Annotated in this window: 21 protein-coding genes; 12 read left to right on the top strand and 9 right to left on the bottom strand. The window is 45.4% G+C overall.

The genetic code is table 11. From position 1 onward, the window contains the following. The first annotated feature begins 61 nt into the window (after positions 1-61). From QUB26_RS21310 to QUB26_RS21295, 4 genes are all read left to right on the top strand, one after another. The gene (locus QUB26_RS21310) at positions 62-934 is read left to right on the top strand and encodes an ABC transporter permease (RefSeq protein ID WP_333244305.1); all 873 of its coding nucleotides are present in this window, start codon (positions 62-64) and stop codon (positions 932-934) included. 364 nt (positions 935-1,298) lie between these two features. Continuing rightward, on the top strand, positions 1,299-1,508 hold the full coding sequence (locus tag QUB26_RS21305) for a DUF2997 domain-containing protein (RefSeq protein ID WP_015176940.1): 210 nt from the start codon (positions 1,299-1,301) through the stop codon (positions 1,506-1,508). 40 nt (positions 1,509-1,548) lie between these two features. Continuing rightward, positions 1,549-1,935, top strand: a complete 387-nt coding sequence (locus QUB26_RS21300; protein ID WP_333051955.1) for a DUF1257 domain-containing protein — start codon at positions 1,549-1,551, stop codon at positions 1,933-1,935. An 80-nt stretch (positions 1,936-2,015) separates the two neighbouring features. After that, on the top strand, positions 2,016-2,486 hold the full coding sequence (locus tag QUB26_RS21295; protein WP_333244302.1) for a ferredoxin: 471 nt from the start codon (positions 2,016-2,018) through the stop codon (positions 2,484-2,486). 94 nt (positions 2,487-2,580) lie between these two features. Here QUB26_RS21295 and QUB26_RS21290 read toward each other — a convergent pair whose 3' ends face one another. The 6 genes from QUB26_RS21290 to QUB26_RS21265 form a co-directional block, all read right to left on the bottom strand. Beyond that, complete coding sequence (locus QUB26_RS21290; RefSeq protein WP_333244299.1) at positions 2,581-2,862, bottom strand: YiaA/YiaB family inner membrane protein; 282 nt, start codon at positions 2,860-2,862, stop codon at positions 2,581-2,583. Between the two features lie 452 nt (positions 2,863-3,314). Continuing rightward, positions 3,315-4,394 (bottom strand): hypothetical protein, encoded by a 1,080-nt coding sequence (locus QUB26_RS21285; RefSeq protein WP_333319600.1) that lies wholly within the window; start codon positions 4,392-4,394, stop codon positions 3,315-3,317. A gap of 76 nt (positions 4,395-4,470) precedes the next feature. Further along, complete coding sequence (locus QUB26_RS21280) at positions 4,471-5,448, bottom strand: hypothetical protein (RefSeq protein WP_333244293.1); 978 nt, start codon at positions 5,446-5,448, stop codon at positions 4,471-4,473. A gap of 56 nt (positions 5,449-5,504) precedes the next feature. Further along, positions 5,505-5,873, bottom strand: coding sequence for a hypothetical protein (locus QUB26_RS21275; protein ID WP_333244290.1), 369 nt, complete (start codon positions 5,871-5,873; stop codon positions 5,505-5,507). 59 nt (positions 5,874-5,932) lie between these two features. Then, on the bottom strand, positions 5,933-6,637 hold the full coding sequence (locus tag QUB26_RS21270; RefSeq protein ID WP_333244287.1) for a hypothetical protein: 705 nt from the start codon (positions 6,635-6,637) through the stop codon (positions 5,933-5,935). Between the two features lie 95 nt (positions 6,638-6,732). Beyond that, on the bottom strand, positions 6,733-6,999 hold the full coding sequence (locus QUB26_RS21265) for a hypothetical protein (RefSeq protein WP_006634886.1): 267 nt from the start codon (positions 6,997-6,999) through the stop codon (positions 6,733-6,735). Between the two features lie 254 nt (positions 7,000-7,253). Between QUB26_RS21265 and QUB26_RS21260 the strand changes: the two genes are divergently transcribed. The 5 genes from QUB26_RS21260 to QUB26_RS21240 all read left to right on the top strand — a co-directional run bounded on the left by QUB26_RS21260 (position 7,254) and on the right by QUB26_RS21240 (position 10,086). Beyond that, positions 7,254-7,577 (top strand): helix-turn-helix domain-containing protein, encoded by a 324-nt coding sequence (locus tag QUB26_RS21260; protein ID WP_006634885.1) that lies wholly within the window; start codon positions 7,254-7,256, stop codon positions 7,575-7,577. A gap of 15 nt (positions 7,578-7,592) precedes the next feature. Then, positions 7,593-8,282: an ImmA/IrrE family metallo-endopeptidase gene (locus QUB26_RS21255; protein ID WP_333244284.1), complete on the top strand. Its 690-nt coding sequence runs from the start codon at positions 7,593-7,595 to the stop codon at positions 8,280-8,282. An 80-nt stretch (positions 8,283-8,362) separates the two neighbouring features. Beyond that, positions 8,363-8,716, top strand: coding sequence for a hypothetical protein (locus tag QUB26_RS21250; protein ID WP_332983381.1), 354 nt, complete (start codon positions 8,363-8,365; stop codon positions 8,714-8,716). Continuing rightward, a complete protein-coding gene (locus tag QUB26_RS21245) occupies positions 8,713-9,162 on the top strand; it encodes a nucleic acid-binding protein (RefSeq protein WP_333319598.1) in 450 nt (149 codons plus the stop codon). The genes QUB26_RS21250 and QUB26_RS21245 overlap by 4 nt, the downstream gene beginning before the upstream one ends. 42 nt (positions 9,163-9,204) lie before the next feature. Further along, entirely contained in the window at positions 9,205-10,086 is an 882-nt protein-coding gene (locus QUB26_RS21240; RefSeq protein WP_333319596.1) for a YheC/YheD family protein, read from the top strand. Positions 10,087-10,125: 39 nt separating this feature from the next. Here QUB26_RS21240 and QUB26_RS21235 read toward each other — a convergent pair whose 3' ends face one another. Further along, the gene (locus QUB26_RS21235; protein WP_333319594.1) at positions 10,126-11,373 is read right to left on the bottom strand and encodes an L-lactate MFS transporter; all 1,248 of its coding nucleotides are present in this window, start codon (positions 11,371-11,373) and stop codon (positions 10,126-10,128) included. 359 nt (positions 11,374-11,732) lie between these two features. Further along, positions 11,733-13,490, bottom strand: a complete 1,758-nt coding sequence (gene argS, locus QUB26_RS21230; RefSeq protein WP_333319592.1) for an arginine--tRNA ligase — start codon at positions 13,488-13,490, stop codon at positions 11,733-11,735. Between the two features lie 349 nt (positions 13,491-13,839). Here argS and QUB26_RS21225 point away from each other — a divergent pair, with 349 nt between their 5' ends. Then, positions 13,840-14,235: a hypothetical protein gene (locus QUB26_RS21225; RefSeq protein WP_333319589.1), complete on the top strand. Its 396-nt coding sequence runs from the start codon at positions 13,840-13,842 to the stop codon at positions 14,233-14,235. A 243-nt stretch (positions 14,236-14,478) separates the two neighbouring features. Here the strand turns inward: QUB26_RS21225 and QUB26_RS21220 are convergent, their stop codons facing one another. Next, entirely contained in the window at positions 14,479-14,697 is a 219-nt protein-coding gene (locus tag QUB26_RS21220) for a hypothetical protein (protein WP_333319586.1), read from the bottom strand. A 399-nt stretch (positions 14,698-15,096) separates the two neighbouring features. On the opposite strand from QUB26_RS21220, the gene QUB26_RS21215 reads away from it, so the two are divergent. Together QUB26_RS21215 and QUB26_RS21210 are read left to right on the top strand one after the other, a co-directional pair. Continuing rightward, the gene (locus QUB26_RS21215; RefSeq protein ID WP_333319584.1) at positions 15,097-16,488 is read left to right on the top strand and encodes a malic enzyme-like NAD(P)-binding protein; all 1,392 of its coding nucleotides are present in this window, start codon (positions 15,097-15,099) and stop codon (positions 16,486-16,488) included. 481 nt (positions 16,489-16,969) lie between these two features. Then, entirely contained in the window at positions 16,970-20,812 is a 3,843-nt protein-coding gene (locus QUB26_RS21210; RefSeq protein WP_333319582.1) for a PAS domain S-box protein, read from the top strand. Positions 20,813-20,934 lie beyond the last annotated feature (122 nt).

The raw sequence follows: 20,934 nt of genomic DNA, 5'->3' as shown, positions 1-20,934 counted from the left end.
CGCGAGCGTTAATTTATCCTAATAGTTGCCTAATTCCTCAGTTTTTTTGTGATAGCAAAAGATGGAAAATCGAAGATGGAATAAAAACTTAATATTTCCACAGCCGGCTTTTCAACGATTTTGGCGATCGACTTCGGGGAAAATCGGCTTAATTTTGACTGTAGCGCTGACGATCGCGGCACTGTTGGCCCCCCTACTTTCCCCTTACGATTCGGCGGTCGATCGAGATTATTTGTCGCGCTTAGTGGCTCCTAGCGCTAAACATTGGTTTGGCACCGACAGTTTGGGGCGAGATTTGTTGGTGCGGGTGTGGCACGGATTGGGGATATCTTTACTCGTCAGCCTGGTTTCTGTGGGTGCGGGTTTAATTGTGGGAACGCTTTTGGGGCTGGTGGCCGGGTATTTTCGGGGGTTGCTGGAAATGGCGATCGGCACTTTGGCGGATATTTTGTTAGCTTTTCCTTCGATTTTACTGGCGATCGGCGTTGTTACCGTCACCGGGCCGAGCCTGCAAAGCGTAATTATCGCCGTCAGCCTCGTGCAAATTCCGATTTACATCCGCTTAACTCGCAGTATGGTGCTGTCTCTGCGGGAACAAGAATTTGTTTTGGCTGTCAAGGCCTTGGGCGCCAGCGACTTGCGGATTATTTTTCGCCACATTTTGCCCGGAAGTCTCGCGCCTTTAGTTGTACAAGCAACTCTTTCGACTGGTACCGCGACACTAGAAGCTGCCGGTTTGGGTTTTTTGGGTTTGGGCGCACAGCCGCCGGTTCCTGAGTTGGGGACAATGCTTTCTGATGCTTTTAAGGGCGGATACGCTCTTTCGTCTCCTTGGACTATTTTGTTTCCCGGTTTGCTGATTACCTTGACTGTTCTGGGTTTCAACCTTTTGGGGGATGGCCTGCGAGACGTTTTAGACCCCAGAGGGAATTAGAGGGGAAGTGGGGAATTTATACTTTTGCCTTTTACCTTCTGCTTTCTTCCCTCTGCGCCCTCTGCGCCCTCTGCGGTTCATGCCCTCTTCCTTCCTCCTCCCTCTAAAATCTAAAATCTAAAATCTAAAATCGATCGACTTGACTGCTGTCACGATCTACGCGAAACTTTACATACAACTGATGTATTGCTTCTACCTATTAATAACTTCTGTTAAGTTGTGACTCAAAACCTATCAATTAGTCAAAATTGATATAGCGCTTTGTCAGTCAGCCAACTCTCAAGAAGCTACTTCAGGAGGCATCGTCCCTGGCTTGCTGGTGTCGGTGTCTGTTCTCAATATTCCTATTCAGTCAGCCCGCATTATGGAAACACTAGAGTTTGTGATCTATCCAGATGGCCGCGTACAGGAAACAGTCACCGGCATTGTCGGTGCTTCCTGTGCTGAGGTAACGGCTGCAATTGAAGCTCAGCTCGGCGTGGTGCTTCACCAAGAGTCAACATCTGAATATTTCACGCAAGCGCTGCATCAGTCAGCCGAAGCGACGGCCCAAGTGGCTTTTAGCGATTGGTAATTTTTTTTGTTGAGTTCACTTAAATTTTTTTGGAATCACCATGTCACACTTTAGCCAAATTAAGACCCAGATCCGCAATTTGAATTCTTTGGAAGCTGCTTTAACTGACTTGGGTATCGACTGGAAGTCGGGCCCAACTGAGGTGCGTGGCTATCGCGGCCTAACCAGCACCGCTGAGGTCGTGATTGAGCAAACAAACGGCTACGACGTAGGTTTTAGCTGGAACGGGACTGAGTATGAATTGGTGGCTGACTTGCAGTTTTGGCAGCAAGCTTGGTCTGTAGACCGTTTTCTGAATAAGGTGACTCAGCGCTATGCTTACCATACTGTGGTGAATGAAAGCGCTAAGCAGGGTTTCCAAATTTCTGAGCAAAAGCAAAATCAAGACGGTTCGCTCCGCTTGGTGGTGCAACGCTGGTGCGCTTAATAATTTTTTTTCGAGATTTTTGCAATCTTGTCTCATCAAAGTCCGCTTTTGCGGACTTATTTACTATTGTGGGGGTCTAAATGTCTGAGCTTTCTGGACTCGGAATAGATACAGCAATCGATCGCTCTGGTTTAGAGCCGGAGTTGGGGGGATTTTTGCGGGATGCGCCCGATCGCTCTGGTTTGGAACCGGAGTTGGGCGGGGTATTGCGCCAAAAAGGTGTCTATGTTGATGAAATTACCTGCATTGGCTGCAAGCACTGCGCTCACGTTGCTCGCAATACTTTTTATATTGAACCGGATTACGGTCGATCGCGCGTAGTTCGACAAGACGGGGATTCTGAAGAGTTGATTGCTGAGGCGATCGACACTTGTCCGGTGAATTGCATTCACTGGGTTGATTACACCGAACTCAAGAATCTGGAAGAAGAACGCAAGGATCAGGTGATTCCTGTCGTTGGTTTTCCGGTGGATATGGCGACAGTTCAGGCCGGTATTCGCCAGCGCCAAAAGAATAAGTTGGGCGATCGTAAGTTCAAAGGTAGCCATTGAAATCCCCAATTCCCATCCGCAGCTTGAAACCTGTGGCTCAAAAAACAAAAACAGCCCGCCCGGGCTGTTTTTTGTATACATTGTATAATTAAATTTATTTGAGAGGATGGTGCTCAGCGAGAATTTTCTCAACTCTAGCTTCGTCGATTCTGGCAGTTAATGTTGTTGCCTCGTTGTTATCGCGAATGGTTTTTGCTAAAGTAAAAGACGAGCCGACTGAAAAAGTTAAACCCATACCCATAAAAGCTTTCTGCCAGGGGTCTACCTCTAAATAAATGATACCTACAGTAGTGGCGGAAAGCGCAAGAATAAAAGAAACCCAGCACTGAAGTATCCAAGCATTAGTATCTTTTTGGCGTATGATTTGTTTCTGCATAGTGCCTCTAAGTCAAATATATCTTTTGGTGGATTAACTTAAAGCATAGAAAGCGTGAGTGAAGCGGTCAGGAGAGCAGGGGACAGTTTCGATAAGTGAACAGTGCGATCGAACTTTTTACTAAAAATTAAAACGCTGTAGATAGGGTTTGAGCCTCAAGGAAGACTCGCAGCGAGTGGACAGTTTTAAAACAGGACTAAGGAAAGCTTGTTTTTTCTCAAAATAGCGTAATGCACCCAGTACGCACAGGAGACGACCTGTGTAGTAAGCTTCTCCTAGTCTCGTGTTGCGCGGACGAAAGTTTGTCTAGGATCGGTTTCAACCGCCGACTTATCTTAAGCTGTTGTGCATTTAATTTGAACTGTTTATTGAAACTATTGTGGGGTGGGCTTCTAGCCCGCCCGGAATATTCCATTTAAACGCACAACAGCTTTTCTACTTATCTTACTTATCTACTTATTTTTCTGCTGAGTCTTCGCTTGTTCGATCGCAATTTCCCTCACTGCTTGGAACGAATTCAAATTCGACGCACCTTCAATTGCTTTTACCGCCAAATCTTGAACCTGTTTCAAAGCAGAATCCAGTTGTTTCGACAAGCTAGCAAGGCGCGCATCTTGATTTTGAATTGTCTGCAACATCCCTTGAATTTGCAGTTCATAATTTTGCTTTTGCCCTTCGATATCTTTAGCAGACAAATCAGCCTTAACTTTAGCTTGATAATTGCCAATATTGCGGCCGTTATCTTTCCCGTTCTTGATATTCGCTTCCAGTTCTTTCGGGAAAGCTTCTACCTTAGCTTTAACTTCGGCAGATAGTTTTTCGCGTTCCGCAATTAATTTTTCGCGTTCCGCCCACTGTTTCTCCTGTTCTTGCTGAAACTCTTCGATTTCTTGATACAGCCTTTTCTGGCGCTGTTCATATTCTTCGATGTCCATATCTCGCTGAAGATTCAAATCGTAACTATACAATTCTTCATCCCGCTGGCGAGCTTTTTGCTGATTCTCATTGCGTTCTTTAACAGCCAACTTATGGAGTTCCTGCTCTTTTTCCCACGCTTGCCGCCGTTCCAACAATTCCTGTTCAACAGTTTCGCGCTGTTCGCTGAGTTCGCCAGCAAAAGTTTTCGCACTTTCTTCGTACTGTTGAATTAAATTGTCCAGCGTATCTTCTGCAACATCTTCTAAACTGTGCAACTCTTGCAGTTGTTGAATTTCCTCGCCCACAGTGCGCCGCAATTCTTCGACTTTACCAGCTTCTGAAGTTAATTTTTCCGACAACTCGCTGACAGCCCCACCAAAGCCAAATTGCAGTAAGATTAAATTGTCGATTGTGGACTGCATTTTTTGTGGATTTTGAGTTAAAGCCATTGGTTTTTGTGCCTCCACAATAGGTTTTTGTGGGGCTGCTGTTTGCTTTTGGGAAGCGTTTAGCTGTTGGATTTGCGATTCTAACTGCGCTTTTTCTTGCGCTGCTTCCTTGTACGCTTCTAAGATTTCAGCCTTGGTGCTTTTGTCGCTAACTTTTTTGTTCATGACTTTTCATTTCTTAATAGCGTGGAAAATTTCTGTCATTTTTTCGTAAGGTGGGCATTGCACACCCTACTAGGTTTTAAGCTTTGCTGGCAAAAGCTTTCATTGCCAAATCTTGCGCTTGCTTCATCGTGGCTTGCAGTTGGGCGGAAATTTCGGCGATTTGTTCGGTTTGTCGCCCAATAGTCTGCTGCAAAGATTGGACTTTCAATTCATATCCTTGCTTAGTGCTTTCCCATTCTTTATCCACTAAATCTGCCTTGACTTTAGCTTCGCGGGAAACTTCTTGAATTGCTTCTTCTTTGGCTTTGACATAAGCCTGTTTGAGTTCTTCTTCAAATCCGGCGGCTTTTCTTTGATTCTCTTCAAACTCCGCTTGATTGTCGCTGAGGAATTTTTCCCGTTCCACCCAATTTTTCTCTTTTTCGCGAGTAGATTCTTGCAAGTCCCGTTCTAGTTTGCGCTTCGTTTCTTCGTATTCGTCGGTTTCTATTTTGCGAGTGCGCTGTAATTCGTATTGATAATCTGCTGTTTCTTCCTGGCGCTTTTTAGTTATGAGTGCAGCCTCTTCTTGAACTACTGCCTCGAATTCTTGCTGTTCTTTTTCCCAAACCTTGCGTTTTTGGGTCGTGTCTTTTTCGATAATTTCGCGTTGGTTAGCAGCGTTTTGTTCGAGCAGGGTCAATTTTTCTCGGTGCTCTTGAGTTAAAATGTGGAGGGCGTCTGCTACAACTCTGATTTGCTGCAACTCTTGCAATTGTTGGGCTTCGATTTCGATCGCGCGTTTTAATTCGTCTAATTTGGAAGATTCCGCCTTTAGTTTTTCGGAAAGTCCGCTGATGATGCTGCCGAAATCTAATTGTAAGTCGGCCAAGCCTTTGACGATGCTGTCAATTGTGTAGGTGGAAGCGACTTCTAGGAGTTGTTTGTTTTTGGCTTTTTCGGCTGACTGTTCTTTGGTTTCTACTTTGGATTCGATCTTTTTTTTGTCTGCTAAAATCTGCTGAAAGTTTTGCAAAATTTGGGCTTTGCTATCCTTGGCAGTTGCTAGTGTCATAATTGTTTCTTCTCCTGATTATAACTTTTCGAGGCTTTTGAGTGAGACTTTCTCAGTTATTCTAAGTTGCGGAGTTGGCTGAGAATAGCTTGGTATTTTCTGGCTGCGTCGGGTTTTTCTTCGGGATTGGCGCTGGCTAGAGTTCTGAGAATTTTCCAGCAGCGATCGCACCGATTTCCTTCCCAGCAGGCGCACTCATCAATTATACTCAAAAGTGCGCCTTTTAGCAATTGATTTTCGGCTAACAAAGCTCGGTAATTCCGCTGGACTGATTCGGCAACTAAAGTCATGTGCTGGAAGTCTTCGGTGAGACTTTCGATGTCGTTAACTGCGTCTGCCCGAATTTGGTCGAGCAGCTCAAGATTCTCTCTCAAACGACTTTCTTGCAGGTTTGGTTTGGTTTTCAGCTTGGTTAATTTCTTCATTTCAGTCTGTTATAACAGTTATGGCAAAGGCGCGATTAAATCGCGCCTTTACAACAAAATTAGAACAAGTCAGCAGTTAATTGCTCTTCGGCTGGCGGCAGCGAAATACTGCCGTTGGAATTCAAAGCCATAGCATCGTTTTCACCGCCAGCGTGAGCAGCCATCAAGCAGGCAACTTGCTGCGCCGGCAGGTTATCTAAACACACCATTGCCCTTGTTCCTTCTAAGTCAATCATCCGCGATTGATTGCTAGAATCTGACAAAACTGCTGCGGCTTGGTCGATAACCGCCCAATCTTTCCGCTCGTTCCAAGACCATTTTAAGCTGTAGTAGTTGATCGGTTTTACTACTCCGCTGTCGTCTGGTTTCTGGCCGGAATGCTTGACAAATTCGGGAACAAAAATTCCGGTTGCAGGTTCTACGCCGCGAGATTGAACTGATGCTACCAAGCGGTTAAAATCGTTCAAGCTGCGGTTTTTGATGTAGGTCACCATGACAACTCCTTGCGGCAGTTCGCCACTTTCTGCGACAAACCACAGTTGACCCCACAGTGTGTGGGAAGTTTGACCGAGGGAACCGAAGAATTTGGAGAATTTGAGGATTGTCATGGAACACTTGGAACCGTAGTCTGTATCGCCGATCGCCCATTGGCCACTTTGGCAATTGTTACGCACTGCGATCGGGATTTCTGGTACTAGCAAAGCATTGCTCGGTTTGGCACCAAATACTGAAAATGTAGGTCTTTCTTGTGTTTTAGTAGTCATTGTTCGTTTTTCCTTAGTTATTTATTGCTGCTTTACGGAGAATTGGTAGTTGGTAATCCGTTAAATCTCGTACATTGCTCGTAGCAGAACTTCGATTACCTAATGAGATGTGTTGTCGCTTTTGGTTCTGGATAGGTATACTCAAGCATCGCCTCTTGTTGAGCTTTGATAATCCGCAGCGCGGCGAGCAAATGCTCTAATGTTTCTAGGTGTGCTGGGGTGAAGTGGATGCTGAAGCCTTCGCCATCCCGCGCATAGCCGGGACAAACCAGTGAGGCTGAGCTTTGTTCTTCGTGGGTGGCGATGTATAGCCAGTCATCGTCTTCGAGCTTGTAATGCGTGTCTGTCCAGGTTCTCAGCATTTGCGATCTGCTCCTCCTTATTTGCTGCGTACAAGCGTTTTGACGCCCAGCGCTTCTCACTCCTCTGAATTTAAAGGCGCTATATGTAGCGTGTGAGCTAGGCTAATTTGCACCGTTAACTCTACCAGTCTGGGTTAGCGGGTTGATTAAACCGTCAACTAACCTCATGGTAGCGCGGGTTGATTTTCCCGTCAAGTATTTTGTTGAACTTTTCATCAAAACAGGCTAGAATGCTTGTCAGGAGGCGAAAAACCGTGGAACAAACATTTGGAAGACTGATCCGTCAAGCTCGCAAGGACAAAGCTTACTCACAACGTGAGCTAGCAGCTATGCTAAGTGTGGACTTTACTTATTTGTCGAAGTTGGAGAACGATCGAGCGGATTATGCGCCAAAAGAGGAGGTAATCCGAGCATTAGCGCGAAATCTCGACATAAACGAAGAGGAATTGATTTTCTTGGCGGGGAGGCTGCCGCAGCAGTACGAAGCGCTGCTGAAGCAGAATCCGAAGGAAATGCAGGCTCTTTTCCGCCGGATGCAAGAAAATCCAGATTGGCTCAAACAGTCTTTTGAAGCGTAAGAGAGGCCCCTCATAGTGAGTATTTTTAAGCCGTATTGCTTCTATCCCAAAGAATCGATCGAGCGTTTGGCAAATGACATCTTGATGCAGATGCAGAAAACGCAAAATTTTGCTCCGAGATGGCCTTTTGATGCGACAACGGTTGCTGATTTTCTGGATTTGGGCGTAGTTTGGGAGTGCATTGAGCCGGATGAAGAAGGTGCGATCGCGGCGAGGATTTTGCCGCAGCAGCGGTTAATCGAAATCAACGAACAGATTCTCGAAAAACCCCCAGGCTTCATCGAATCGACGATCGCCCACGAAATCGGCCACTGGGTGCTACACGTCAATCAAGACGAAGCAGACGGCACTGTGGAACAGTTGGAATTAAACTTAGGGAATGAAGGAAAAACCGCCCAGGATGTCGAGGAACCGTTTGTTTGTCGGGGTGCGAGTGCTGAGAATAAGGTTTTGTCGATCGAATGGCAAGCACAATATTTTGCAAGCTGTTTGTTGATGCCTCGGTGTATTTTGGAGGAAAAAAGACAGGGACGCGATTTAACAAAGTGGTCGCATTTATACAAAATGAGAGATGAATTGGGAGTGAGCATTTCCAATTTGACAAACCGCTTGCAAGAATTCGATTGGATTTACATTCCCAAGGGAACTCGCGAGATTTATGCCGGGAAAGATGCGGCAAACGGACAGCAGCGGTTGTTTGGATAGAATTTGATAGAATTTGAGGTTTGAGAGAGATTCTCGAATCTCAACTTTTTCAGATAAGTTTGAAAGAATGAGGTTGCAAAATGGAAACCAAACGAGTAGCAGACCTGACAGTTGAAGAACTGCAAGCGATAATTCTCGAAACCAAACGAGTATCAGACTTGACCGTTGGAGAATTGAAAGCGATAATTGCGGAAGCGATCGATATGCGGTTAAGCCAATGGATAAATCCTTTCAATAGCAATACCTTGCCCCTAGTTCCGCAAAGGACGAAGGAAGAACAAATGCAGAGGAATTTAGCAGCAATAGAGTGGTTGCAAAAGTGGCGAGAAGAAGGAGACGCCGAGGAACAAACAGAGACATTTGAATATTTGCAAAAAGTATTAGACGAAGACAGGCTTTCGTCGAACCGACCGTTATTTGTGCAACAAAAATGATAGTTTTATTGGATTCTGGGCCTCTGGGAATATTAACAAATCCCAAGGGGCCACCTGTGACTGTAGAGTGCCAACTTTGGGTAGAATCTTTGCTATTTAAAGGCTACAGGATGATTTTACCTGAAATAGCAGATTATGAAGTGCGGCGCGAGTTATTGCGGGCAAATAAGTTGGCAGGTATCAAACGCCTTAACGAATGCAAATCTCGCTGGCTGGAATACTTGCCGATAACAACGCCAGTAATTCTCAAAGCGGCCGATTTGTGGGCGGCATCGCGTCAGGCAGGAATGCCGACAGCAGATCCCAAAGAACTTGATGGAGATGTGATTTTAGCAGCTCAAGCTTTGCTGCTTCGTGGCAGTGGAGAAGCGGTTGTTATTGCTACCACAAATGTGGGGCATTTGTCCCGATTTGTGGATGCTCGTCACTGGCGAGATATTGACTGAGCGTACAGAAAAAATTAAGAGTCACAAGTTAAATTACATTTTATGCTAACCAATATTCAAATCCTGCTGGCAGCTTGTGAGGAATTAAATATCCCTTACGAAATCCTGCATCCTTCTCAAAACTTGATTAGAGTCAAAAATGGCGGCGAAGAATATTATTTTGTCAATTACATGACGCCATTTAACAGCGCGTCATTAGCAGAGATTTTCAAAGACAAAGAATATACCTATCAACTATTAAACGGCAAAATAAATACTCCCCGAACTGTCGGTTTTGTCTCGCCTCACTGCGAGGAGAAGTATAAAAAGTATTTGAGTTTCCCAGATATTGAATCAATAGTTTTAGAAGTCAACAAAAAATTCGCTTTGCCGGTGATTCTCAAAAGAAATCGCGGTGCTGGGGGCAACAATGTTTTTTTGTGTGAAAGTAGAGAGCAAATTAAAGCAGCGCTAGAAATTATATTTAATGTCAACAGCAAAGATTATGACTATGTGGCGCTAGCTCAAGAATATATCGAAATTGCCCACGAATATCGGGCTGTCTTCTGCAAAGAAAAGCTAGTTTTGCTGTACGAGAAAGACAAATCTCAGGCTAAATTTGCGGGCAATTTAAGCCCGCTGCACTGGGAAGGTGCAAAAGCCAAACATATAATTAACCCCAAACTCATGTCTGAGATTGAAGATTTTGTTAAACCTGTTTTTGCTGAAATTGCGATTAATTATGCGGGGCTTGACATCGCGCTAGATACAAAAGGAGCATATTGGTTGATTGAAATTAACTCAAGCCCCAATTACGATATATTTGTGAGAGATAACGATCGCCAAATTGCTGTAAAGATGTTTAAAGATATCTTAGAAAATTGGAAAAGCCGAGAAACTGGGTTGTTCACCGATATTCACGGCTCAAATCCCATATTTTCCTAAAAAACCCGGTTTCTGCGATCGGGGGTGCGCCAGTCCCGATTAAGAAACATCGGCTTCGGCTGCAATTTTAACCCCTCCCTTCAGCGCAAACACGGCGGTGATGATGCCAACAACCGCAAGAATTGCGGTAATGTAAAAAGCGTTGGTATAGCTGCCAAAAGTATCGCGAATTTTCCCCGCAGCAATTGTACCGAAAAACGCTCCAACTCCGTAGGCTGTATACACAATGCCGTAGTTTTTCGCGTAGTCTGTGGGGTCGAATAAAGTTAAAGTTGCCGTGGGCGCGATCGCCAGCCATCCTCCTAACGACAGCCAGAACAAACAAAACGCAATGATATAAGTTGCGACTTGTCCAACGCCTGCCTGAGTCATCATAATCGATGCGATTAAGATGAGAATGTAGTTGGCTATCGCGGCATATTTTGGCTTAAATCGATCGGTTATCCAACCAAACATCGGACGCCCCATACCGTTAAATATGGCAAACAGAGAAACCGTTGCCGCAGCCGTTCCCGCGTCTAATTTAATAATTTCCTGCGCCACGGGAGAAGAAATTCCGATCGCGCCCAATCCCACCAGCGTGCCAATTGTGTAGCACACCCACAGCCCGTAAAATGCGGGAGATTTCATCATCGGTGCGATCGGGCTATTTACCGCTGTTCCCGATCGGGCGGCCGCAAATCCCGCAGGCGTCCATCCAGTTGGAGGCATTTTCAAAACGGTCGAAATTGCCAAAATAATGACGGTAAAAGCGATGCCTAAAATCAGAAATGTTTGCGGTATTTGATAGGTATCGATTAAATATTTGGCAATCGGTGCGGTAATTAAAGGCGACAAACCAAACCCGATTACTGTTAGCCCAACTGCCAATCCTTTTTTATCGGGAAACCACTTGGCTGCTACTGCTAGCGGTACGCCGTAAGCAATTCCCACCCCGGCACCGCCGATAATTCCATAGGTGAGTACCAGGACAGTAAGATTAGGTGCAAATGCCGATAAAATATAGCCGATTCCCGTAACGACGCCGCCGACTGCGGTCACGGTGCGAGAACCGTATCGATCGATAAAAAAGCCGGTAATTGGCATCAGTACGGCAAAAACTACTAACAATACGGTAAACGGCAATAAACTATCCGTTGCACCGATATCGAGCTGCTTTTCTAGTGGCTTTCTAAAGATACTCCAAGAATAAACTGTACCCAGACAAAGCAAGACCGTGATTCCCAGCGGAACGAACAACCAGCGGCCTTTTTCTGCTGGCATTCCGAAAACTTTTGTTTCGTTCATGTTTTTAATTTTTATCGAGGAGGCCTTAATAGGTAATGGCTGTGCATTCCCCGATAAATTGTAAATTTACTATAAGTTTGTTACCGATGCAATAGTTGTGTTAAAAAAAATATTAAACTTAACTAAAATCTGCGCGCAAGTTGGAAATTTTTGTGAGATATCGCAACGATCACCCGATGGCTAAAAAGATGTTTCAAGACATCTTAGAAAGTTGGAAATAATGCGCTAAACTTAATTGGAGAAATGGGCTAGCGAATTAAATATGTAGGGTGCGCTTCGGCGCACCGCAACTAAATAATGTAGCGCACGGAGCACCGCAACTAAATAATGTAGGGTGCGCGCCCCGCACCCCTTACCGCTTACATTCTTTCCAATACCTTAATCCCCAACAACTCCAAACCCAACTTCAAAGTCCTCGCCGTCAAATCGCACAAAATCAACCGCGAAGTCCGCAACGGTTCCTCAGCTTTCAAAACCGGACATTGCTCAAAAAATTGATTGAACTTTTGACTCAATTCAAACAAATACTGACAAATTCGATTCGGCAACAAGTCACCGCCCACAGCATTTACAACTTCATTCAACTGCAATAAATGCTTTGCCAATACCAACTCGGCATCGGATTGCAAAATTACTTTCGCACCAGCATCTAAGTTATCAAAATTAATTTCACCTCTGCGGCGAATTCCCTGCACGCGCACGTAAGCATACAGCATATAAGGAGCAGTATTTCCTTGCAAGGCGAGCATCTTGTCGTAACTAAAAATATAGTTGCTGGCGCGATTTTGACTTAAATCGGCATACTTAACCGCACTCAAACCAACTGTTCGAGATACGTTAGCAATGAATTCCTCAGTTTCTTGTCTTTCTTCTGCTTTTAATCTGTCTTCTAAATCTTGGCGCGTGCGGACGATCGCCTCATCTAACAAATCCTGCAACCGCACCGTTTCCCCAGAACGAGTTTTGAGTTTTTTGCCGTCTTCTCCCAATACCAAACCGAAGGGAATGTGGACAATTTCGACATCTTCAGGAATCCAATTGGCTTTTCTGGCTACTGCAAATACTTGGGCAAAATGGTTTGCTTGTCCTGAATCTGTGACGTAAATTATGCGCTTTGCATTGTCTTTGTGGATGCGGTAGCGCACTGCTGCTAAATCTGTTGTGGCGTAGTTGTATCCGCCGTCGGTTTTTTGGACAATTAGTGGCAGTGGTTCGCCTTCTTTGTTGGTGAAACCGTCTACAAAAACGCATTTTGCGCCGTCACTTTCTACTAGCAAACCTAAGTTGGTTAAATCTTCGACTACTGCGGGCAATAATGGATTGTAAAACGATTCGCCGCGTTCGGTTAATTGGATATCGAGCAAATCGTAGATTACTTGAAATTCGCGGCGCGATTGATCGCACAGCAATTTCCAAGCGCGGCGGGTGTCTTCGGCGCCTGCTTGCAGTTTTACTACTTCTTGGCGGGCGGTTTCTTTGAAAGTTTCGTCTGCGTCAAAGCGCTGTTTTGCTTGGCGGTAAAATGCGACTAAATCGCCTAAGTCTAAGGCGTCAGCGGTTGTGAGGGCTTCGGGGTGAACTTCGCGCAAGTATGCGATCAGCATTCCGAATTGGGTGCCCCAGTCGCCGATGTGGTTGATTCTGAGTACGTCGTGGCCTTGAAATTCGAGGATGCGGGCGATCGCATCTCCGATGATGGTTGATCGCAAATGTCCGACGTGCATTTCTTTGGCTATATTCGGACTCGAAAAGTCGATCGCGATTGTCTGAGGCGTTTTCGCTGGTTCAATCCCCAAACGCGAGTCGGCGGCGATCGCACTAATTTGCGCTTCCAAATAAGCCGGTTTCAGCTTCAAATTGATAAAACCTGGCCCGGCGATTTCTGGGGTTTCGCAGATGTCAGTAATATCTAGGTTTTCGATGATTGTCGAGGCGATCGCCCGTGGGGGCTTTCCTAACTTTTTCCCCAAACTCATCGCCGCGTTGCACTGAAAGTCCCCAAAGTTGGGATTGCTGGCGGCGGCTAGCATCGGATCTGCACCTGCATAACTTTCGCCGAATGCAGCGGTGAATGCTTTTTCAAATTTTGCTTTTAACTGTTGGGCGATCGAGTTCATCTTGAATATTTTGATTGGATGTTTATTTTAAACTCTAGATTCAGCACTTTTTGCCAATAATACTCTTACTACTTAGGTAATTTCCCTCTGGTTCTCTCGCTCTGGCCCTCTCCCCCTCTCCTCACCTACTAGGAAATTTTGTACTTAGCTTTGAGCTGCTGATGCGATCAAAATCACTGGCCGTGATAGCACAGAGTACATTTTATCACAGTTGCGATCGCTACACAAATTAAAATTTATCACATCTAGTCACTGATCTCGATCGCTAGATAATTTTGTTAAATCGCTTACATTAAGGTATGTTAAAATTTTTTCAATGCTCCCAAAAATCCTACGAAAGGAAGTAGTTATGTTACCTCAACCTATTTTTGGCGATCGCTCTCTGACAATTGCCTTTTATCAAGCAGTAATCGCTCGCTTCTACGACGGTTTCAGTCTCTCCACCCAAGCACTATTACGAGAGTGTACGCTTGGCTTCGCCCCTTGTCCCGATGGAGTCAAAACCTTTTTCATCATCGCGCCGAGTCTCGATGCAGCAGAGCAACTAATGGAAAAAATGGACAGTATTTTGGAGCGAGTTGCCGAACTCATGGCTGGAGTCGGACAAGTTGCCCTGTGCATAGTTCCCGCCGGCAGCGAAGCAGAGCAACCGGTTGATCTGCAAGACTTAGAAAAAGTTCCCCCAGATTGTCTGGCTTGCAAATTCTTTACAATTATATGGGCCGATGCTGCGGCCGATCGGTAAAATTGACAGTTAGCAACCAGCAACTCAACAAGGTTCGGCTGAACCTGTGCCTGTACCGGCGCGGGGTAGATTGTCTGTTAGTTACAATCCCTGGAATTATCGGGCAAAGCGTGCAGGTAATTTAGAGCGTTTGCAAGGTTGCACTCACAATCTTTGGCAAGTGTTAAACCAGACAAAATATATATCAAAGACCCGCTTGTCAGTCGCTCAGATTTTTACCTGCCGGCTAAAATAGCCGTGCATCTACTTTTTACATTCCCAATAAAGGCCACCAAAAAGCCGCATCAACTCTTCTGGGTGTCTCGCTTCAAAAGACAGCAGCAGGAATGAGGCGGTATCGCTAGAAAATAGATTTTTGCGAAATATCTGCTGATGTTCAGAATAAGCAGAAATATTCTCAAAAATAGATAATAGTTCCGCAGGTTGACCGAAAGCATCCCGGATACAAGCCCCCGGATTCATCCGTCCCGAAATAAAAAACCTGTATCCGATAAAGGAGTCCCCGAATTTATCCGTGGGGTCAATGCTTCAATTCTTTAATCTAAAATCTAAAATCTAAAATCTAAAATCGATTGACCTCAGAAACCGGGTTTCTACCCCCGCGCTTCATATTCGCGGTTGGCGGGGAAATTGACAGAAAATAGGCTATTTGTGGGAGAGTCACCAGCTAGAAACAGAGCAAAGCTTTACTCAAAAAAAGAGCAGTTTTCCAGCGACACCCCTGGCAGTGCAGAGCGATCGCACCACAGGCTCATAGAATTTGTTAAAAATTTCAGTTGAAAATTTAAATTATTAAATTTTATGCCTAACATTGGCGATAAAATCTAAGATTGAAATTCTCAAATCTGAAATCAAGGAATCATGGTAAAACTGACACCGAACCCCAGCTTTAGTTTAACAATTCGGGTTGCTCTGCCGAACCAGCCGGGAATGCTCGCAAGAGTCACCAGCGCGATCGCATCTGTGGGAGGCAACTTCGGCCAAATCGACTTGATCGAGCAAACCCGCGCCACTACCGTTCGCGATATCACCGTCGATGCTTACAGCCTCGAACATAACGAAGAAATAGTCCAAGCAGTTAAAGGACTGCCAGATATTAAAGTGCTCGAAGTGTACGATCGCACTTTCAACTTGCACCGCGGCGGCAAAATCAGCGTAGTTAGCAAAATTTCCCTCAAACGCCAGTCGGATTTGGCAATGGCATACACTCCAGGAGTGGGCCGCATCTGCACGGCGATCGCCAATGACCCCCAACAAGTTTATAACCTCACAATCAAACAAAATACTGTTGCCATTGTTACCGACGGTAGCGCAGTTTTGGGATTGGGAAACCTCGGCCCTGCCGCCGCACTGCCAGTTATGGAAGGCAAAGCCATGCTATTTAAAGAATTTGCAGGGATTGACGCCTTTCCTATCTGTTTGAATACCCAAGATACCGACGAAATTATTCGCACAGTGCAGAATATCGCCCCGGTTTTTGGCGGCGTTAATCTCGAAGATATTTCTTCTCCCCGCTGCTTTGAAATCGAAGCAAGATTGCGAGAAACCTTAGATATTCCGATTTTTCACGACGACCAGCACGGCACTGCGATTGTTAGTTTGGCAGCATTAATTAATGCCTTGAAAATCGTCAAAAAAACCATCTCAGAAGTGTGTATCGTGATAAACGGAGCCGGTGCGGCCGGAGTGGCGATCGCCCGCTTGCTGCGTAAAGCAGGTGCCCAAAACATCATCATGTGCGACTCCAAAGGCGTCCTCTCCGAAGACCGCACGGATATGAACCCAGAAAAACTAGAATTTGCCGTGGCTTCGAGCGGTACTTTGGAAGATGCGATCGCCGGTGCCGATGTATTTTTAGGCGTCAGCGCCCCCGGCGTAGTCACCCGATCCATGGTGCGTTCGATGGCCGAGAATCCCATTGTTTTTGCAATGGCAAATCCCATTCCCGAAATTCAGCCAGAATTAATTATGGAAGATGCGGCGATCATAGCAACCGGACGCAGCGATTACCCGAATCAAATTAACAATGTTTTGGCATTTCCGGGGATATTTCGAGGCGCTTTGGACTGCAAAGCTGCCACGATTACGCCCACTATGTACTTGGAAGCAGCTTATGCGATCGCCTCTTTAGTCAGTCCTTCTCAGCTTGACAAAGAGCACATTATACCGTCCGTTTTTGACGAAAGAGTTGCCATTGCTGTCGCCGGTGCAGTGCAGTTGGCCGCCCGATCCGAAGGTATTGCCCGCGATTAATTGAAGGAAGTTCGGCAACGGATTCGCTCGACGGATGTCACGGATGTCACGGATGTAATGGATGTCCGTCGGAAGAGGGAAGAAGGAAGAAGGTTGGAGGGAAGATACCATGTATAAATTAATGGTCTTTGTACCAGTTTTGTACTTCTTCTTTTGTGATTTTTCGGGTTTCTTCTCATTCCCTCTTTCCTCCTCCCCGGTGATTATTACTCACTTTTGTTTCCCCATCTTGTCTTTTTCCTCAACATCCATCCGTTAAATCCCGATCGCGCGATCGTTGCCGAACTTCCCTCGAACCTTGAACCTCCAACCTCTTCCTTCTTCCCTCCAAGCTCAGCATTTATCCGTTACATTTGTTAAATCCCGTAGAGGGATCGTTGGCGAACTTCCTTCTTCCCTCTTTTTTAATTAAGGATAAAACTCACAGCAATAAACAAGATAATAAAGATATAATTAAATAAACCAAGTCCAGCTAGGTCAGATGCAAAGCCAGTTAGGAAAAGCCAAGCGCAATCGCTCCCGTTGCCAATTGTTAGAACTGTGCCCGATAGGGCTGGCATTGTGCCGGACGGACGGGACTTTTCTCGACGTAAATCCAGCTTTTGCAAGTATTATCGGCCGCACAGTTGCAGAAACTCTCCACCTCAACTACTGGGAAATTCAGCAAACACAGTGCGCGCACCCAGAAAAATATCTAGAATGTCAAGCAGAAAATAGCCACACGCACCTGTGCGAAGCAGCATACAAACATAAAAACCAGCATCTCGTACCCGTGCGAGTTTCCGAGCGGGCAATTGAAACAGAGGGACTGTGCGCGATTTGGCTAAGTGTTGAAGAAATCTTTAATAATCGGGATCAAAATAGCGCTCCCCTAGAATCAGCGTCGCCACACAGCAATTCACATCTAGAAAAATTGCTGACAAAGCAGACTGCGGAACTGGAAAAAACTCATAAACTACTCGAAGAAAAAATCGCCGAACTGGAACAGGCTCAAGAAAAATTGCGCCTGCAAAGTCAAATTATCGACCAAATTCACGAGGCGGTAATTTCTACAGATATGGACGGCTCGATCACCATGTGGAATCAAGCCTGCCAAAAGTTATACGGCTATGAAGCAACTGAGGCTATCGGACAGCACATTTCTCTAATTTACCCGCCAGAAGAACACGAATTTTTGTTACAGCAAGTCATCAAACCGCTACAAGAAAAAGGCGAGCATGAAATAGAAGTTATAACACGCCGTAAATCGGGAGAAAAATTTTACTCGCACCTGATGCTCTCGCTATTGAAAGACAACACGGGAGAAGTTGTGGGGATGATGGGATCTTTAACCGATCTCAGCGTTTGCAAAGCTTTAGAACAAGAATTAGCACAAAGACAAGGACTATTTGATGCCTTTTTAAAGGAGGCTCCGGCGGGACTTTGTATTTTGGACTCGCAGTTGCGCTACGTGCAAATTAATCAATTTTTAGCAGAAATAAATTGCCTGAGCCCAGCAGCTCACATCGGCAAGACTGTACGCGAAATATTGCCAAATATCGCTCCCATAATAGAGCCTTTGTACGAAAAAATTTTGAGGACAAAACAACCATTAATTAACATAGAGATGAGTGGTGACAACCCCAGAAAGCCTGGGTTTGTCCGACACCTAACAGGCTCTTATTTTCCCTTGCTAGACAAAGATGGCGAGGCGATCGGCATCGGTGCAGTTGTAGTTGACATTAGCGATCGCAAACAAGCAGAAGCTGCGCTGCAAAAAAGCGAACAGCTTTACCGCACTATGGCAAGCAACATTCCTAATGGTGCGGTGATGTTGTTCGATCCAGAAATGCGCTACACGCTGGTAGAAGGTACAGAATTAGCCGCCGTGGGACTTGCAAAAGAATTGATGGAAGGCAAGACAATCTGGGAAGTGTTCGAGCCAGATTTTTGCGCTGCTGTCGAGCCAAATTATCGGGCGGCACTGGCAGGAGAAACAGTTGTTACAGAATTTATTTACAGCGATCGCGTCTACGTCGGTTATACTTTGCCAGTCAGAAACGAACGGCAAGAAATTATCGGCGGATTGCTAATGACTCAAAACATTACGGCTCGCCAGTTAGCAGAAGAAGCGCTCAGAGAAAGCGAGGAAAAATACAGGTGCATTGTCGAGACAGCAGACGAAGGAATTTGGATGATAGATACGGAGGGTAAAACTACTTTTGTTAACCAAAAAATGGCTAATATGCTCGGCTGCACTCCAGAGGAAATGATCGGAAAGTCGCTATTTGCTTTCATGGATGCAGAAGGCATCGCGATCGCACAAATCAGCCTCGAACGTCGCCGTGAAGGAATTCGCGAACAGCTCGATTTTAAGTTCCGTAGCCGAGACGGCAGGGACTTGTGGGCGATGGTTTCTACTAATTCCTTGGTAGATAAACAGGGACGCTATGTGGGCGCTTTGGCAATGGTTGCCGACATTACCGATCGCAAGCAAACAGAAGCCGCATTGCAGCAGTCGGAAGCCAAATTTCGATCGCTCTACGAATTAACCAGTTTGCCTGTTTTTATGCTATGTGACAATGCCATCACCGATGCCAACACAGCCACCCTAAAACTATTCGGCTGCACCGCCCCGCAACAGTTGTACGGCCAAAACCCTGGCACACTCTCGCCTCCTTTTCAACCCAACGGCAGAGATTCTTTGAGCTTGGCCCACGACATGATAGCCATCGCCTTTGAGCGGGGAAAGCACCGTTTTGATTGGGTTCATCAGCGCTTAGACGGTACTGATTTTCCCGCAGAAGTGGTGCTGACAATCATCGAGGTGGGAAATGAAAAAATTATCCAAGGAGTGATCCAAGATTTAACCGATCGCAAACTTGCAGAAGAAACTTTAGTGCGATCGGAACAAGCCCTCAGACAGCAAGCTCAGAGAGAACAACTACTCAATCAAATTGCCAACCAAATCCGCACTTCTTTAGATTTAGACACAATTGTAGAAACCGCAGTTCAAGAAATTCGCAATCTGATGCACCTAGATTGGTGCATCTTCACTTGGTATCGCCCCAACAACAATCCTCCGGTTTGGGAAGTAACTTACGAAGCGAAGAATGCAGATTTGCCGAGTATGATTGGCACTTATTCTGTAGAGGACAAATCTAGTCTCGCAGTGCGACAGATTTTGCGGCGAGAAATTCTGCGAATTGATGATGTCAGCACTTTTGAAGATGTAGAATTGCGCGAACTTTTCCAGGCTTCAAATTTTAACTCAGTGCTGTCGCTGCCAATTCATACTGCTGCCGGCGATATTGGGGTGATTACCTGCTATCAGGCTATCTCCGTGCGAAATTGGAGCGAATCGGAAGTCGAACTGATGCAAGCGGTGGTCGCTCAAATTGCGATCGCGATCGACCACGCTGAACTTTACACCCAAACCCGCAAAGCTGCCAGACTAGCTCAAGCTCAAACTCAACAGCTAGAAGAAACTTTGCGCGAACTCCAACGTACCCAAACTCAATTAATTCAAAGTGAAAAAATGTCTAGTTTGGGACAGTTAGTAGCAGGTGTCGCCCACGAAATTAACAACCCGGTTAATTTTATCTATGGCAATCTCAGCTACACCAGCGAATACACTCAAAACTTGCTAAAAATGCTGCGACTTTACCAGAAAGAATACCCGCAGCCTACCGCAAGAATTGTAGATGCAAGGGAAGACTTGGAAATTGATTATCTCATTGAAGATTTACCTAAAATTTTAGCATCTATGAAAGTCGGAGCCGATCGCATCCGCGACATAGTTTTGAGCCTGCGGACTTTCTCAAGACTTGACGAAGCCGAAAAAAAACAAGTTGACATTCACGAAGGCATTGAAAGCACGCTGCTAATTTTGCAAAACCGCCTGAAACATAAAGCCGATCACCCGACAATTAATGTGATTAAAGAATACGGTAATTTGCCTTTAGTTGAATGTTATCCCGGTCAGTTAAATCAAGTATTTATGAATTTGTTGAGCAATGCGCTAGACGCATTGGAAATGGAGATGAAGAAATCCGATCGCACCGACAAAAATCTCGCAATTACGATTCGCACCCAAGTAACCGACAATAACAGCGTTGCCATATGGATAGCTGACAGCGGCCCTGGGATGAGCGAAGATGTGCAAAAGCGCTTGTTTGACCCGTTTTTCACTACTAAACCCATTGGCAAAGGAACTGGCTTAGGATTGGCAATTTCGCACTCTATTATAGTAGAAAAACACGGTGGCAAGCTTTCTTGCAATTCTGTATTGGGAGAAGGTTCCGAATTTGCGATCGAGATTCCTCTGCAGCAAAAAATAAATTAAAACCCGTTGCATTGGTATCATATCATCTCCGATCGATCGACCGGATTTGATAAGGATCGCGAATTAAATAACTTACAATTTTAATTGTTATTGTGGGATGGGCGTCCCGCCCGTCCTTTTTG

Source organism: Microcoleus sp. B4-C1 (assembly GCF_036705285.1).
Taxonomy (GTDB): Bacteria; Cyanobacteriota; Cyanobacteriia; order Cyanobacteriales; family Microcoleaceae; genus Microcoleus.
Note: the sequence above shows the minus strand (reverse complement) of the source record. Positions and strands in the feature narration are given on the sequence as shown.

Bases quoted from the DNA above. Each gene is read 5' to 3' on its own strand.
- QUB26_RS21310 (WP_333244305.1), top strand. From the start codon at position 62: ATGGAAAATCGAAGATGGAATAAAAACTTAATATTTCCACAGCCGGCT.
- QUB26_RS21305 (WP_015176940.1), top strand. From the start codon at position 1,299: ATGGAAACACTAGAGTTTGTGATCTATCCAGATGGCCGCGTACAGGAA.
- QUB26_RS21300 (WP_333051955.1), top strand. From the start codon at position 1,549: ATGTCACACTTTAGCCAAATTAAGACCCAGATCCGCAATTTGAATTCT.
- QUB26_RS21295 (WP_333244302.1), top strand. From the start codon at position 2,016: ATGTCTGAGCTTTCTGGACTCGGAATAGATACAGCAATCGATCGCTCT.
- QUB26_RS21290 (WP_333244299.1), bottom strand. From the start codon at position 2,862: ATGCAGAAACAAATCATACGCCAAAAAGATACTAATGCTTGGATACTT.
- QUB26_RS21285 (WP_333319600.1), bottom strand. From the start codon at position 4,394: ATGAACAAAAAAGTTAGCGACAAAAGCACCAAGGCTGAAATCTTAGAA.
- QUB26_RS21280 (WP_333244293.1), bottom strand. From the start codon at position 5,448: ATGACACTAGCAACTGCCAAGGATAGCAAAGCCCAAATTTTGCAAAAC.
- QUB26_RS21275 (WP_333244290.1), bottom strand. From the start codon at position 5,873: ATGAAGAAATTAACCAAGCTGAAAACCAAACCAAACCTGCAAGAAAGT.
- QUB26_RS21270 (WP_333244287.1), bottom strand. From the start codon at position 6,637: ATGACTACTAAAACACAAGAAAGACCTACATTTTCAGTATTTGGTGCC.
- QUB26_RS21265 (WP_006634886.1), bottom strand. From the start codon at position 6,999: ATGCTGAGAACCTGGACAGACACGCATTACAAGCTCGAAGACGATGAC.
- QUB26_RS21250 (WP_332983381.1), top strand. From the start codon at position 8,363: ATGGAAACCAAACGAGTAGCAGACCTGACAGTTGAAGAACTGCAAGCG.
- QUB26_RS21245 (WP_333319598.1), top strand. From the start codon at position 8,713: ATGATAGTTTTATTGGATTCTGGGCCTCTGGGAATATTAACAAATCCC.
- QUB26_RS21240 (WP_333319596.1), top strand. From the start codon at position 9,205: ATGCTAACCAATATTCAAATCCTGCTGGCAGCTTGTGAGGAATTAAAT.
- QUB26_RS21235 (WP_333319594.1), bottom strand. From the start codon at position 11,373: ATGAACGAAACAAAAGTTTTCGGAATGCCAGCAGAAAAAGGCCGCTGG.
- argS (WP_333319592.1), bottom strand. From the start codon at position 13,490: ATGAACTCGATCGCCCAACAGTTAAAAGCAAAATTTGAAAAAGCATTC.
- QUB26_RS21225 (WP_333319589.1), top strand. From the start codon at position 13,840: ATGTTACCTCAACCTATTTTTGGCGATCGCTCTCTGACAATTGCCTTT.
- QUB26_RS21220 (WP_333319586.1), bottom strand. From the start codon at position 14,697: ATGAATCCGGGGGCTTGTATCCGGGATGCTTTCGGTCAACCTGCGGAA.
- QUB26_RS21215 (WP_333319584.1), top strand. From the start codon at position 15,097: ATGGTAAAACTGACACCGAACCCCAGCTTTAGTTTAACAATTCGGGTT.
- QUB26_RS21210 (WP_333319582.1), top strand. From the start codon at position 16,970: ATGCAAAGCCAGTTAGGAAAAGCCAAGCGCAATCGCTCCCGTTGCCAA.